The organism is Bacillus sp. FSL M8-0077, from assembly GCF_038050255.1.
Lineage (GTDB): Bacteria > Bacillota > Bacilli > Bacillales > Bacillaceae > Bacillus > Bacillus altitudinis.
Map to the genome: position 1 here is coordinate 1,876,047 of NZ_JBBPAF010000001.1, position 14,335 is coordinate 1,890,381.

The 14,335-nt window shown below is 40.5% G+C and carries 15 protein-coding genes and 1 pseudogene; 11 read left to right on the forward strand and 5 right to left on the reverse strand.

The window, feature by feature from the left end; genetic code table 11:
• Positions 1-213 precede the first annotated feature (213 nt).
• The 7 genes from acnA (at position 214) to NST57_RS09610 (ending at position 5,006) form a co-directional block, all read left to right on the forward strand.
• Complete coding sequence (acnA, locus tag NST57_RS09580) at positions 214-2,943, forward strand: aconitate hydratase AcnA (protein ID WP_341298453.1); 2,730 nt, start codon at positions 214-216, stop codon at positions 2,941-2,943.
• 66 nt (positions 2,944-3,009) lie between these two features.
• Positions 3,010-3,513, forward strand: a complete 504-nt coding sequence (locus NST57_RS09585) for a TlpA family protein disulfide reductase (RefSeq protein WP_008343807.1) — start codon at positions 3,010-3,012, stop codon at positions 3,511-3,513.
• Between the two features lie 76 nt (positions 3,514-3,589).
• A complete protein-coding gene (locus NST57_RS09590; protein ID WP_003211002.1) occupies positions 3,590-3,715 on the forward strand; it encodes an FbpB family small basic protein in 126 nt (41 codons plus the stop codon).
• Between the two features lie 51 nt (positions 3,716-3,766).
• Positions 3,767-3,910 (forward strand): acid-soluble spore protein N, encoded by a 144-nt coding sequence (locus tag NST57_RS09595; protein WP_008357830.1) that lies wholly within the window; start codon positions 3,767-3,769, stop codon positions 3,908-3,910.
• A 15-nt stretch (positions 3,911-3,925) separates the two neighbouring features.
• The gene (gene tlp / locus NST57_RS09600; protein ID WP_017359579.1) at positions 3,926-4,168 is read left to right on the forward strand and encodes a small acid-soluble spore protein Tlp; all 243 of its coding nucleotides are present in this window, start codon (positions 3,926-3,928) and stop codon (positions 4,166-4,168) included.
• 103 nt (positions 4,169-4,271) lie between these two features.
• Positions 4,272-4,694 (forward strand): acyl-CoA thioesterase, encoded by a 423-nt coding sequence (locus NST57_RS09605; protein WP_008343800.1) that lies wholly within the window; start codon positions 4,272-4,274, stop codon positions 4,692-4,694.
• Between the two features lie 3 nt (positions 4,695-4,697).
• A complete protein-coding gene (locus NST57_RS09610; protein WP_142155181.1) occupies positions 4,698-5,006 on the forward strand; it encodes a hypothetical protein in 309 nt (102 codons plus the stop codon).
• Positions 5,007-5,047: 41 nt separating this feature from the next.
• Here NST57_RS09610 and NST57_RS09615 read toward each other — a convergent pair whose 3' ends face one another.
• Both NST57_RS09615 and plsY read right to left on the reverse strand, forming a co-directional pair.
• Positions 5,048-5,335: a HesB/YadR/YfhF family protein gene (locus NST57_RS09615; protein WP_008343795.1), complete on the reverse strand. Its 288-nt coding sequence runs from the start codon at positions 5,333-5,335 to the stop codon at positions 5,048-5,050.
• A 97-nt stretch (positions 5,336-5,432) separates the two neighbouring features.
• A complete protein-coding gene (gene plsY, locus NST57_RS09620) occupies positions 5,433-6,014 on the reverse strand; it encodes a glycerol-3-phosphate 1-O-acyltransferase PlsY (protein WP_142155182.1) in 582 nt (193 codons plus the stop codon).
• Positions 6,015-6,168: 154 nt separating this feature from the next.
• Here plsY and NST57_RS09625 point away from each other — a divergent pair, with 154 nt between their 5' ends.
• The 4 genes and pseudogenes from NST57_RS09625 to NST57_RS09640 all read left to right on the forward strand — a co-directional run bounded on the left by NST57_RS09625 (position 6,169) and on the right by NST57_RS09640 (position 12,373).
• Complete coding sequence (locus tag NST57_RS09625) at positions 6,169-6,582, forward strand: CoA-binding protein (RefSeq protein ID WP_142155183.1); 414 nt, start codon at positions 6,169-6,171, stop codon at positions 6,580-6,582.
• Between the two features lie 416 nt (positions 6,583-6,998).
• Positions 6,999-8,966, forward strand: a complete 1,968-nt coding sequence (gene parE / locus NST57_RS09630; protein ID WP_142155184.1) for a DNA topoisomerase IV subunit B — start codon at positions 6,999-7,001, stop codon at positions 8,964-8,966.
• Positions 8,967-8,968: 2 nt separating this feature from the next.
• Entirely contained in the window at positions 8,969-11,410 is a 2,442-nt protein-coding gene (gene parC, locus NST57_RS09635; protein WP_341298454.1) for a DNA topoisomerase IV subunit A, read from the forward strand.
• Positions 11,411-11,526: 116 nt separating this feature from the next.
• A pseudogene (locus NST57_RS09640) lies at positions 11,527-12,373 on the forward strand (IS3 family transposase).
• 78 nt (positions 12,374-12,451) lie between these two features.
• On the opposite strand, the gene NST57_RS09645 reads toward NST57_RS09640, so the two are convergent.
• The 3 genes from NST57_RS09645 to NST57_RS09655 all read right to left on the reverse strand — a co-directional run bounded on the left by NST57_RS09645 (position 12,452) and on the right by NST57_RS09655 (position 14,321).
• Entirely contained in the window at positions 12,452-12,577 is a 126-nt protein-coding gene (locus NST57_RS09645) for a hypothetical protein (protein ID WP_008343787.1), read from the reverse strand.
• 28 nt (positions 12,578-12,605) lie between these two features.
• The gene (locus tag NST57_RS09650; protein WP_142155186.1) at positions 12,606-12,953 is read right to left on the reverse strand and encodes a hypothetical protein; all 348 of its coding nucleotides are present in this window, start codon (positions 12,951-12,953) and stop codon (positions 12,606-12,608) included.
• Between the two features lie 195 nt (positions 12,954-13,148).
• Positions 13,149-14,321: an MFS transporter gene (locus tag NST57_RS09655; RefSeq protein WP_341298455.1), complete on the reverse strand. Its 1,173-nt coding sequence runs from the start codon at positions 14,319-14,321 to the stop codon at positions 13,149-13,151.
• Positions 14,322-14,335 lie beyond the last annotated feature (14 nt).

A 14,335-nucleotide genomic window follows, 5' to 3' on the forward strand; every position in this document is an offset into this window, starting at 1 on the left:
CACCTCAGCATTAGTATGAACCCGTGCTGCTCAGTTTATGAAGAGTAATCATTTCCTCATGATAAGCTAAACTTATTGAATTTAATAAAAGCATTGTTATTTACTTATGTATGAATTTGTTTTAAGATGAAATTGTGAGAAAATTGTGGTGAAATACGACGATTTTTCTGAGAATTGAAATTGATCTTGATCATCAAAAGGGGGATTTTGGACATGTCGAAACAGCAGCAAGTCGCTAAACAAGACGCTTTTCAATCTAGAAAAACGTTTTCGACAAATGGGAAAACGTATCACTATTATTCGTTAGAAGCACTCGAGAAACAAGGAATCGGAAATGTTTCTAAATTGCCTTATTCCATTAAGGTATTGTTAGAATCAGTGCTTCGCCAAGTAGACGGTAAAGTGATCAAAAAGGAACACGTTGAGAACTTGGCAAAATGGGGAACTGCCGAGGTAAAAGAAATTGATGTTCCATTTAAACCATCTCGTGTTATTTTACAAGACTTCACGGGTGTGCCAGCTGTCGTTGACCTTGCTTCTTTAAGAAAAGCAATGGCAGATGTGGGCGGAGATCCAGATAAAATCAACCCTGAAATTCCAGTTGACCTGGTCATTGACCACTCTGTACAAGTCGATAAAGCTGGAACTGAAGATGCATTAAACATTAACATGGATTTAGAATTCGAACGTAACGCAGAGCGTTATAACTTCCTTAGCTGGGCAAAGAAAGCGTTTAACAATTATCAAGCTGTTCCGCCTGCAACAGGGATTGTTCACCAAGTGAACTTAGAGTATCTTGCAAGTGTTGTTCATGCAATCGAAGAAGATGGCGAGATCATCACTTACCCAGATACATTAGTTGGTACGGACTCTCATACAACAATGATAAACGGTATCGGTGTACTTGGATGGGGCGTTGGCGGTATCGAAGCAGAAGCTGGTATGCTTGGTCAGCCTTCTTATTTCCCAGTGCCAGAAGTCATTGGGGCTAAATTAGTAGGAGAGCTTCCAAACGGAACGACTGCAACTGACCTTGCCTTAAAAGTGACACAAGTACTTCGTGAAAAAGGCGTTGTTAACAAATTCGTTGAGTTCTTTGGACCAGGAGTTGCCCAGCTGCCATTAGCTGATCGTGCAACGATTGCGAACATGGCGCCTGAATACGGTGCAACTTGCGGATTCTTCCCAGTAGATGCGGAAGCTCTTGCATATCTTCGCCTAACTGGCCGTGACGAAGAGCAAATCAACATCGTTGAAGAATATTCTCGTGCAAATGGTTTATTCTATACACCTGATGCTGAGGAACCAATTTTTACAGATGTTGTGGAAATTGATCTTTCTAAAATTGAATCAAACTTATCTGGTCCGAAACGTCCACAAGATTTGATTCCGCTTTCTGAAATGAAAGAAACATTCCATAAGCATATTGAAAGCCCAGCTGGGAACCAAGGATTTGGTTTAGAAAAATCAGAGCTGGACAAACAAATCGAATTTGATCTTGAAAACGGTGAAAAAGCTGTTATGAAGACAGGTGCGATTGCCATTGCAGCGATTACGAGCTGTACGAATACTTCTAACCCATACGTTTTAATTGGGGCAGGTCTTGTTGCGAAGAAAGCAAGTGAGCTCGGTATGAAGGTGCCAAATTACGTGAAAACGTCACTAGCACCGGGTTCTAAAGTTGTAACAGGGTACCTTGTGAATTCGGGACTTCTTCCATATTTAAGAGACCTCGGATTTAACATTGTTGGGTATGGCTGTACAACATGTATCGGAAACTCAGGACCGCTTGAAAAAGAAATTGAAGATGCTGTCTCTGAAAATGATCTGCTGATCACTTCTGTTTTATCAGGTAACCGTAACTTTGAAGGGCGTATCCACCCGCTTGTAAAAGGAAACTACCTTGCATCTCCACCATTAGTTGTGGCTTATGCACTTGCTGGTACGGTGAATATTGATTTAACAAAAGATCCGATCGGTGTCGATAAAAATGGCGAGAACGTTTATTTCAATGACATTTGGCCATCAATGGATGAAATCAACAGCGTCGTTAAAAGCACTGTCACACCTGAGCTATTCCGTTCAGAGTATGAAACTGTTTTTGACAACAATGACCGCTGGAATGAAATTAAAACAACGGATGATGCATTGTATAAATGGGATGAAAATTCCACATATATTGATAACCCGCCATTTTTTGAAAACTTATCAGTTGAACCTGGTAAAGTTGAACCACTTAAAGGACTGCGCGTAGTGGCGAAGTTCGGTGATTCTGTCACAACAGACCATATTTCTCCTGCTGGAGCAATTGGTAAAGACACGCCTGCAGGTAAATACTTGCAAGAAAGAGGCGTTTCGCCAAGAGACTTTAACTCATATGGATCACGTCGTGGTAACCACCATGTTATGATGAGAGGTACTTTTGCAAACATCCGCATTAAGAACCAAATCGCACCAGGAACAGAAGGCGGGTATACAACGTACTGGCCAACTGGTGAAGTGACATCCATTTATGATGCATGCATGCGTTATAAAGAAGATGGAACTGGTCTTGCAATCTTAGCAGGCAAAGACTACGGAATGGGTTCTTCACGTGACTGGGCTGCAAAAGGAACAAATCTTCTTGGAATTAAATTCGTTCTTGCGGAAAGCTTTGAGCGTATCCACAGAAGTAACCTTGTCTTCATGGGCGTACTTCCTTTACAGTTTAAAGACGGTGAAAGTGCAGAAACTTATGGACTAACAGGAACAGAAACATTCGAAGTAGATGTTGATGAAACAGTTCGTCCGCGTGATCTTGTCACTGTAAAAGCAATTGATACAGATGGCAACGAGAAAACATTTGAAGTAATTGTTCGCTTTGACAGTGAAGTCGAAATTGACTACTACCGTCATGGTGGTATCCTTCAAATGGTACTGCGTGAGAAATTGGCAAGCAACTAATAAAGCAAAGAAGAGAAGGCGCTTAGACAGCTTTCTCTTCTTTTTTAACATAGTGGAGGATCAATCATGTGGAAAAAAGGAATGGCAAGCGCTGTTTTACTTGTGTTGATTGGTTTACTTGCATGGAATGTATTCGGACCAAAAGAACCTGCCATCGGTCTTGAAACAGGGGACAAAGCCCCTGATTTTGAGCTCAAAACCCTTGATGGCAAAACGGCATCGTTATCTGATTATCGAGGAAAAAAAGTACTCCTCAATTTTTGGGCGACATGGTGTAAGCCTTGCCGAACAGAAATGCCAGATCTAGATGCAATTAGAAGTGAAAATGACCAAGTTGAGGTACTAGCGGTGAATTTGACGAACACTGAAAAAAGTGTGGATCACGTCGCCTCATTTATTGATGAACTTAAGGTTAGTTTTCCTGTTTTATTAGATCAAAAAGGTATTCAAGCGAGATATCAGGTACTTTCATATCCGACAACATACATACTAGATGAAAAAGGGCGTATCCTTTCTGTAAAGCATCAAATGCTCACAAAAAAAGAAATTGAAAAAGAGCTGGATCTATAATGATTCAGCTCTTTTTTGCTTATTTTCTAAATGTTTTGGCGAAAATGGTATGAACAGAGTGGAGGTGGTGATAAAAATGAGAAGAAGAAAGCGCCGTACATTTGAAGAACTTGTGCTTGAAAATAAAAAAGAATTATTAAGCAATGAGGAATTTTTAAACCAGCTTGAAGAAAAGTTGGAAGAGCGATTTAGACAGAAATAAGTTATGATTTATCCTTTTTCGTTCATCCTAAAGAAGAGGGAGGGATGAATGATGGGTAGAGAGCATGATAAACAAGCGCAGTTTACACCAGACCATTTAGGGACAAAACCTGTAGCATACAAACGAAATAAAGGCAAAAAGATGCATAATAAATCGAATGAACAGCCTGATGTGATACAGACGAAGGGCGAATAATAGGAGGGAAGCATGATGAATGACAAGTCATATCAATCCAATCCAGATGATCGTTCTGATAATGTTGAGAAGCTTCAGGATATGATCGAAAACACACTTGAAAATATTGATGAATCTGAAGCAGCAATGGGTCTTTCAACAGAGGAAGAAAAGCAGATGATCAAGCAAAAAAATGAAAACCGTAGAACAAGTATTGACGCAATGCGTTCTGAAATAAAGGACGAAGAAGCAGCAAGAAAGAGCGGTTACACTGAATAAACCAGGGATTCCTGGTTTATTTTATTGCCTCTTTTTAGAAGAACCATTTGGAATGTGGTAAAATGTCAGAGACGTTAGGTTTTGATAGGAGAGCGATGAAAACGTGTATGTATCTAAAAAAGAAATAGAAGTCCGTTATGCAGAAACAGATCAAATGGGCATTGTGTATCACGCCAACTATTTAATCTGGATGGAAGTCGGCAGAACAGCGTTAATTAAAGAATTAGGCTTTTCCTATGCCCAGTTAGAGGCAGACGGTGTCCTTGCACCTGTTGTCGATCTTCAGGTTCAATATAAGAAACCACTACTGTACGGTGAAACGGCTACAGTTCACACATGGATTGAAGAATATAACGGCGTGAAAACGGTGTATGGCTATGAAATACAAAAACCTGATGGACAAACGGCTATTACAGGGACCACCTCACATATTTGTGTGGACAAAGAAACCTTTAGACCGATTCAATTTAGAAAAGCTTTCCCTGCATGGCACAGCGTATACGAACAGTCAAAGAAGCAGGTTTGATTCATGGCATTTGGTATTAAAAGAAAAGATTTGAATGCTTGGAAATCAGCTGTTCGGCAAGGAAATGTGGCCTTTTTGACACACTATTGGCTTGATGACCGTTTTCCGCATGCGAATACTGTCACAAAGGCAGCCTGTCAGGATATGGAGCAATTAATCGCTTGGGGACAAAAGCATGGATTAAAGAAAGAATGGATTCATGCTCGCGAAGGTTTTCCTCATTTTGATCTCATCGGTGATTCGCAAAAACGGATTTTGCAAAAAGAGCGGCTGTTAGGAAACATTCAGGAGTATGGACTTTATATTGAGTGATAAACAAAAAAGATACCCGAGGGATGAGGTATCTTTTTTGTTTATTCATAATGAAACTCTGGTTCTTTCACGGACTCGTTATAATCAATATGCAGATCATGGTTGTCAAAATACCAAATATCACTTTCTTCCACGAAGAAAGTAATGCCTTCTACTTCAGCGGTTGCGCCTGCATTTTGAGGTTCATCTTTTGCGACGCCGAGAGAAAAGCCTTTTTGTACATTACTGCATCCGCCATATCTGACAAAAAAGCGAACATGATCACCTTTTTCTAAATCCAGTTCATTCTTGTACCAATTGAGTGCATCATCTTTTATTGTTAATTTCAATGTGATCGCCCCTTTTTGAAGTCATGCTGTTTTTAAATGCAGGATAACAAAAACAGCTTTTCTTTACTTTTACCACATATTTAAATTGATGAAACGGCTAAAGCCATTTGATTTTCGGTTCAGTTTTGTTGAAAATCCGTTTGAGGTTGGCAATGTGTCTGAAGATTACAAAGCCAGCAAGAACGGCAACAACAATAATTAAAAATAAATCTTGGGTGAATATGCTGTAAATGAATGTGTAGATCCCAGTCAGCATAGATGATAATGAAACATATTTACTAATGTATAAAAATAAGAAAAAAGCAGCGATCATCGTAATAAATAAGAACGGGGCATAAAATAATAGCACGCCGCCTGATGTAGCGACCGCTTTTCCCCCTTTAAATTTTGCAAAAACAGGAAAGCTGTGACCGATAACAGCAGCAACTCCTGCTAATAAGGGATGAATGTCCAGTTGCATGAAAAACGGTAAAGCCGAAGCAAGAGTCCCCTTTAAAATATCAGCAGTAATAACGATAGACCCTGCTTTCACACCAAGTGTACGAAATGCATTCGTTGCACCTAGGTTTCCGCTGCCATGTTCACGGATATCGATTCCCTTTGCAGCTTTCCCGACAATGAGACCTGATGGAATACTGCCGAGTAGATAAGCCAAAATAAACATCAAAGCAATTAACATCTGCATAACTCCTTTATATTCTCCCTCTTGTCTTACATTTTAACATGATCTTATGAAAAACATGTCGATCTTTTTTTGAAAAAATCGACGGCCGATGAATTCGGCTTTGTTTTTAACAAGAAATTCGCTAAAATAGAAGAAAAGGAGTGTCTGGATGAATCATCCTTCAAAACAAGAAATTGGGCGTATATTAAAAAGCAGTAAGCGAATTGCGGTTGTTGGTTTGTCAGATCAGCCGCATCGAACGTCTTATATGGTTTCAAAAGCCATGCAGGATGCCGGTTATGACATCATTCCTGTCAATCCAACGATTGATGAAGCACTTGGGGTAAAAGCGGTAGGCTCTTTAAAAGACATAGATGGGCCTGTTGATATCGTCAATGTCTTTAGACGTTCAGAGTTTTTGCCTGAAGTGGCGAAAGAATTTCTTGAAATAAATGCACCTGTTTTTTGGGCACAGCAAGGCGTATATCATGAAGATGCGAAAAGGCTGATTGAGGAAAATGGCAAGGTCGCCATCATGGATTTATGTATCAAAGTGGCTCATGCGATGACAAAAACTCATTAAATCGTCAAAAATCCTTGAAAAACCAAGGATTTTTGCTTTTTTGTTGCAGAAATATATTTGCGATTCTAGAAGAAAGCGATAAAATAAGGCGACAGGGACATATCGGTGACCTTGCATATCGAGAAAAAGAGCGATAAGATAAATGTAGAACATTTGTTCTTTTTTGCTAAAACCATCATATGATTGCATTTGGCTTATGAAACAGTCTTGTTTATAATGGACTTCTAGTTCTGATTGCAGAATGTAGAACATGATTCATAACCGTGCAAAAGAGCATGTATTACTGAATCACACATGCATGGTGATGATGCAGCTTATTAAAGTGGACAGTAATGAGCAGCATGATCATCATTAAAATCTAGAGAGATCATTGATGATTAGCCGGTTATGTTTGTTAGTGAAAGGGGATTAAGCATTTGGTTAAAAAGCAGCAAGTAGATTATAACGATGATTCTATTCAGGTGCTAGAGGGACTTGAAGCGGTCCGTAAACGTCCAGGGATGTATATTGGGTCGACGGATTCCCGCGGTCTTCATCACCTTGTCTATGAGATTGTAGACAACTCTGTCGATGAAGTGCTCGCTGGCCATGGAGATCATATCATTGTCAAAATACATAAAGATAATAGCATTTCCGTCCAAGATAAAGGACGCGGAATGCCTACTGGTATGCATAAGCTTGGAAAACCGACACCTGAGATCATTTTAACGGTCCTGCACGCAGGCGGAAAATTTGGTCAAGGCGGTTATAAAACAAGTGGTGGACTTCACGGGGTTGGGGCATCCGTTGTAAACGCACTTTCAGAGTGGCTCACCGTGACAATAGAACGCGATGGATTTATTTATCACCAGCGCTTTGAACATGGCGGAAAGCCCGTCACATCACTTGAAAAAATCGGGAAAACGAAAAAGACAGGTACACTGATTCATTTTAAGCCAGATCCAACGATGTTCAGTGTCACCACCTATAATTTTGATACATTATCAGAGCGATTAAGAGAATCAGCCTTTTTATTAAAAGGGCTAAAAATAGAGTTGATTGATGAGCGCCATGATGTGCAGGAAACCTTTTATTATGAGACAGGTATTGAAGCGTTCGTTGCTTATTTAAATGAGGAAAAGGATGTACTTAGTGAAGTCATTTCATTTGAAGGGGAACATCAGTCCATTGAAGTAGATTTAGCCTTTCAGTTTAACGATGGCTATTCAGAGAATATTCTTTCTTTCGTCAATAACGTCAGAACAAAAGATGGCGGTACGCATGAGTCTGGTGCAAAAACGGCCATGACGAGAGCCTTTAATGAATATGCACGCAAAGTGGCCCTTTTAAAAGAAAAAGACAAAAATTTAGAAGGCACAGATATTCGTGAAGGCCTGTCAGCTGTTATTTCTGTCAGAATTCCTGAAGAACTTCTTCAATTTGAAGGACAAACAAAAGGAAAGCTTGGAACGAGTGAGGCAAGGTCAGCTGTTGATGCCGTTATTTCTGAAAAGTTGGCTTATTTTCTTGAAGAAAACCGTGAAACGGCGACACTGCTTGTGAAAAAAGCGATTAAAGCGCAGCAGGCAAGAGAAGCGGCTAGAAAAGCAAGAGAAGAAGCAAGGAGTGGCAAGAAACGAAAAAAATCTGAAGCAACACTAAGCGGAAAATTAACACCTGCTCAATCTAGAAACCCGGCAAGAAATGAACTGTATCTAGTAGAGGGCGACTCAGCGGGTGGATCAGCCAAGCAAGGACGTGACCGGAAATTCCAAGCGGTGCTGCCGCTTCGAGGTAAGGTCATTAATACAGAGAAAGCAAAGCTTGCGGATATTTTCAAAAACGAAGAAATCAATACCATTATCCATGCCATTGGCGGCGGGGTTGGTGTCGATTTTAATGTAGAAGACATCAATTATGACAAAATTGTCATTATGACAGATGCTGATACAGATGGTGCGCATATTCAGGTTCTATTGCTTACATTCTTCTACCGCTATATGAAGCCGCTGATTGAGCATGGCAAAGTATTCATTGCCCTTCCGCCTTTATATAAAGTCAGCAAAGGCTCAGGGAAGAAAGAAGTCATTGAATATGCTTGGTCTGATGAAGAAATGGATGACGTACTAAAGAAAGTTGGAAAAGGATATACGATTCAGCGCTATAAAGGTTTAGGTGAAATGAATGCCGACCAGCTATGGGAAACGACAATGAATCCAGAGTCGAGAACGCTTGTCAGGGTGAAGATCGATGATGCTGCACGGGTGGAACGCCGCGTCACGACACTGATGGGTGACAAAGTAGAACCACGCCGTAAATGGATTGAAAAGAATGTCGCCTTTGGACTTGATGAGGAAAGCAACATTCTTGAAAATGAAAACTTGTCGCTAGCTGAGGAGGTTTAAACATGGCACAACAAGAACGATTTCATGATTTACCGTTAGAAGAAGTGATTGGGGACCGTTTTGGTCGTTATAGTAAATATATTATCCAAGATCGTGCACTTCCAGATGCACGTGATGGATTAAAGCCTGTGCAACGTAGAATTTTATATGCGATGTATGCAGAAGGAAATACACAAGATAAAAACTTCCGTAAAGCTGCTAAAACAGTCGGTAACGTCATTGGTAACTATCATCCGCATGGTGATTCTTCGGTTTATGAAGCGATGGTGAGAATGAGCCAGGAATGGAAAGTGCGAAATGTACTGATTGAGATGCATGGAAATAACGGGAGTATCGACGGAGATCCTCCTGCTGCCATGCGTTATACGGAAGCAAGGCTTTCTGCCATTGCATCAGAGCTTTTAAGGGACCTCGACAAGGAGACAGTCGAATTTGTCTCGAACTTTGATGATACAAGCAAAGAGCCTGTTGTCTTACCAGCGATGTTTCCCAACCTTCTTGTGAACGGTTCAACAGGGATTTCAGCCGGTTATGCGACTGATATTCCACCGCACCATCTAGGAGAAGTGATTGATGGCGTGATTAAGCGAATCGAACAGCCGCATTGTACGGTTGAGGATTTAATGACAGTCATCAAAGGGCCAGATTTCCCAACAGGCGGGATCATTCAAGGTGTGGACGGTATTAAGAAGGCATATGAAACAGGAAAAGGAAAGATTATGATTCGCGGAAAAGCGGAGATTGAAACCATTCGTGGTGGACGTCAGCAAATCGTGATCACAGAAATTCCTTATGAAGTGAATAAGGCCAATCTTGTCAAAAAGATGGACGAGTTCCGCATTGAAAGAAAAGTAGAAGGAATTTCAGAAGTTCGGGATGAGACGGATCGTACCGGCCTTCGGATTGTTGTAGAGCTGAAAAAAGAAGCAGATGCGAATGGTGTCTTGAATTTCTTATATAAAAATTCTGATCTGCAAATCCCGTATAACTTTAATATGGTCGCGATACATAACAGAAGACCGACTTTAATGACGCTTACAACTGTACTAGACGCTTACATTGCTCATCAAAAAGAAGTGGTGACGAACCGCTCAGCATACGAGCTTAGAAAAGCGAAAGAACGTCATCATATTGTAGATGGGTTAATTAAAGCTCTTTCCATTTTAGATGACGTCATTGCGACGATCCGCTCGTCTAATGATAAGCGTGATGCGAAAAACAACTTGATGGAGAAATATGATTTTACAGAAGCACAATCAGAAGCGATTGTTTCTCTCCAGTTATATCGTTTAACAAATACAGATATCACCCAACTAAGAGACGAAGCAAGAGAGCTTGACGTGCGAATTGCAGAGCTTGAAGACATTTTATCGAATGAGAAGAAGCTGTTTAAAGTCATTACGAACAATTTGAAGAAGTTGAAGAAGACATATGCTGATGAAAGACGATCCGTCATTGAGGAAAAAATTGAAGAAATTAAGATTAACCTTGAAGTGATGATTGCATCAGAGGACGTTTACGTCACAGTCACAAAGGATGGTTACATCAAACGGACGAGCCAGCGTTCCTATGCCGCATCAAACGGTAAGGACTTCGGTATGAAGGATACAGACCGACTGATTCACCAGTTTGAAATGAATACAACAGATGTTCTTCTGCTATTTACGAATAAAGGGAGCTACATTTACTGCCCAGTTCATCAGTTGCCAGATATACGCTGGAAAGACATGGGGCAGCATATTACGAATATTATTTCGATTGATCGCGATGAATCCATTCAAAAAGCGATCCCAATTAAAGAATTCGATGAATCATCGTATCTCCTGTTCTTTACAAAAGGCGGTATGGTGAAGAAAACAGAGCTTCTCCAATATAAAGCGCAGCGTTATTCAAAACCGCTTGTCGCCTTGAATTTAAAAGGCGATGATGAACTTGTAGATGTTCATGTCACAACAGGTCAGCAAGAATTGTTTATTGCAACGAAAAATGGCTATGGATTATGGTTTGATGAAGAAGAAGTGAGTGTGGTCGGTCCGAGAGCGGCTGGTGTGAAAGGCATCAATTTGAAGGACGGAGACGAGGTGGTCTCTGGACAAATCATTGATCCGAAGAACAATGTGCTTGTGCTCACGACACAAAGAGGTGCTGTGAAGCGGATGAACCTCTCTGAATTTGATAAGACATCAAGAGCAAAGCGCGGAGTGATCATGCTAAGAGAATTAAAGAAAAACCCTCACCGAACTGTTGCTGTGATTGCTGCTTCACTGCACGATACACTTGAGATTGATACGGAAAAGGGTGCCACGATTCCGCTCGATATTTCCACACTGAGGGCAAATGATCGTTATAGCAATGGATCGTTTATTTTAGATGAGGAAGAGCAGGGAGAAGTAACTCAAGTTCTTCTAACACCTGCTGCATCTGACCAAGATGACAATAAATAAGCAAAACGAAAACCCCCTGCGTAAGGGACTGACCCCATAAAGTGAGACAGATAAAAACACCTTTAAGTTGAAAATCGGGTATAGAATACCTGAAAACAATTTGGAGGTGTTTTTCTATGGGTTCAAGAGTTAGTTATCCATTTGAAGTGAAGATGAAGGCAATTGAAATGCGATTGGCGGGAGTACCAGTTAAAAAAGTGTTGGAGGAATTAAATATTCGGAATGTGACCCAACTTAAAACATGGATGAAATGGTATAAATCTGGAGACATTCATCGTTTGTGAGGCACACCAATATACGTATGGTTATCGTAAAATAACGGCTCTACTGCGAAAAGAAATGAAAATGAACCATAAGACCGTACAACGTATTATGCAAACCTACGGTTTACAGTGTCGTGTGAAAGTAAAAAAGCGTAAACAGACTGGTCAACCTTATTATATTGCAGAAAATCACTTAAAACAGGATTTTACTGCGACAAAGCCACTTGAAAAATTGGTGACTGATATAACGTATTTGCCCTTTGGCCAAAAAATACTTTATCTATCTAGCATAAAAGATTTATATACAAGTGAGATTGTGGCTTATACGATTGGTGATAAACAGGATGTTTCGCTTGTTCTAGATACGTTGAATCAGCTACAGGCACTGCCTAAAGGCTGCGTACTTCATAGTGATCAAGGTTCGGTCTACACTTCTTATGCTTATCAAAAGGAGATAAAGGAAAAAAGCATTACCATGAGCATGTCCCGTAAGGGAATGCCCGCTGATAATGCCCCCATCGAATCCTTCCACTCCAGTTTAAAATCAGAAGGATTCTATCTCCACCACCTGACAAACACTACAACAGCCATTGTAGAAAAAACAGTCAGGGAGTATATAGATTATTATAACAATATCCGAATTCAATTGAAATTAAACAACCAGTCACCAAAAGAGTTTCGGCAACTGGCTGTTTCATAAAGGTGTTTTGATTCCTGTCTCAAAAACGGGGGTCAGTCCCGTCCCTAAGGCAGAGGGTTTTTTTATGATGAGGTCAATTTAACTCTCGTGATTGCCAAACATGCTTGTGATGGCATGCACTACTTCAATTCCTTGGTAAACGAAAAGAGAAAGTGAAGTGACAGAGAATAGACCTAGAATGAATACTCTTAAGAAAAATAACATCGTGTAAAACCTCCCAATTTTTGTTTGATTAAATGGTTGGGTTAACACGAGCTACTCGGAAATTCGAAGACTGGTAGAACACTGCAAGTAAATGCTTCTTTTTCCGGTCAAATCGATCAGTATAAGTGATGCGTGCAAATCCAGCTGCCATACTGCCAATGACTAACAGTGCTGTAAATGCCGCAAATACTGCGTTCACATGTTTTTGTTTTTTATCATCGCCTGCTGTCTGAACGATTTTCATTTCATGTGATTCTTGATCAGCAACCACCTTTGCATGATGGTATACCTGAACGGAATGAGGCATTGAGAACAAATGAAAACTTGCAAGTGCTATGAATAAGACTGCTAATTTTAACAGCATATTTTTTTTCATTTATCTCACCCCTTCCTGTTTATTTTCATGATCTTACCACGTTTTCAGTTATTTGAAAAGTCTTATTTTTTTACTTTCCCTCTTTAAAAAAGCGCTAAACATCAAGACATCTATAGGACTGTTTCACTTCATGAAAGGTTTCAATTTTATTTATTAAATTTAAAAAAAGTACCGAGATCAAAGATCTGGCACTTGTCAAAAAGAATGTATTGATGTCGGTTTTGCAACAGCTTTTGTGAAGATTCCCGCAATACAAATGGCAAACAGAACAAAAATAAACGCATGAAGCAGTCCGACTTGATTGGCGAGCAGTCCTAAAACAGGGGGCCCTGATAGAGAGGCTGTATACCCAGATAAAGTGACGATACTGACACGTTTGACAGCATAGCGGCTATCATCACCAGCTGCTGAAATGGTCAGCGGGAAGCCTAAGGACGCGCCAAGTCCCCATAAAAAGATAGATATCATACACACGACGAGTGAAATCTTTAAAATCACCAAGAATAGTCCGGCGGCAGCAGATAAGATCGCGATTCTTAGCAATAGCACCCTGCCAAAGCGATCAATGAAACGTCCGCTTACCAGTCTGCCACTAATCATCCCGCACAAAAATAATGCATAGATGACCGTACTCATTGAATGAGAAACCTGATAGCCATCAACCATTGCTAGTGGAATCCAATCATTTGCAGAACCTTCTACAAATGCGAGACATAAGGCAATCATCGCTAATGAGATCGTCCGTTTGTTCAGCCATGATGTTTGAGAAGCCTCAACTGATTCTGTCTGCGTCTCATCCGAATCTTTTCCTGTCCCGTGCGGAATAAACCGTGTACAAATCAGGATGCTGAGAAAGAAAAGGAGTGCAATGGTAAGAAGGTGAATGAGGACAGACACACCTAAATAAATAAAGAGAATTCCGGCACCTGCACCAATTAACGTTCCAATACTGAAAGAAGCATGCAAAATTGGCAGGATCGTTCTCTTGATCTGATACTCAATCTCCGTTCCTTCTAAGTTCATGGCTACATTGCACATGCCTGAGCCTGAACCAAAAAGAAAAAGACCAGCAGTGACAATTAGCGTAGAAGAGAGGGCGGCGCCGATTGCAAGGGTTGAGAATCCAATAAACATCAAAAAAGCGCTGACCACAATCGCCACTCGGCCGCCTTTTTTGCGAACGAATACATTGGAAAGAATCAGCCCGACAATGGAACCTACAGATAGGCCGAGTAAAATGAGTCCCATGGTGCCTGTATCTGCTTGCAACAAATCTCTCACTTCTGGTGTTCTTGAAAACCAAGTGGAGATGGAGATCCCAGACATCGTAAAAATAACAATGATCGCTTTATACCACTTTAATTTCATCTAATCCCTCATAT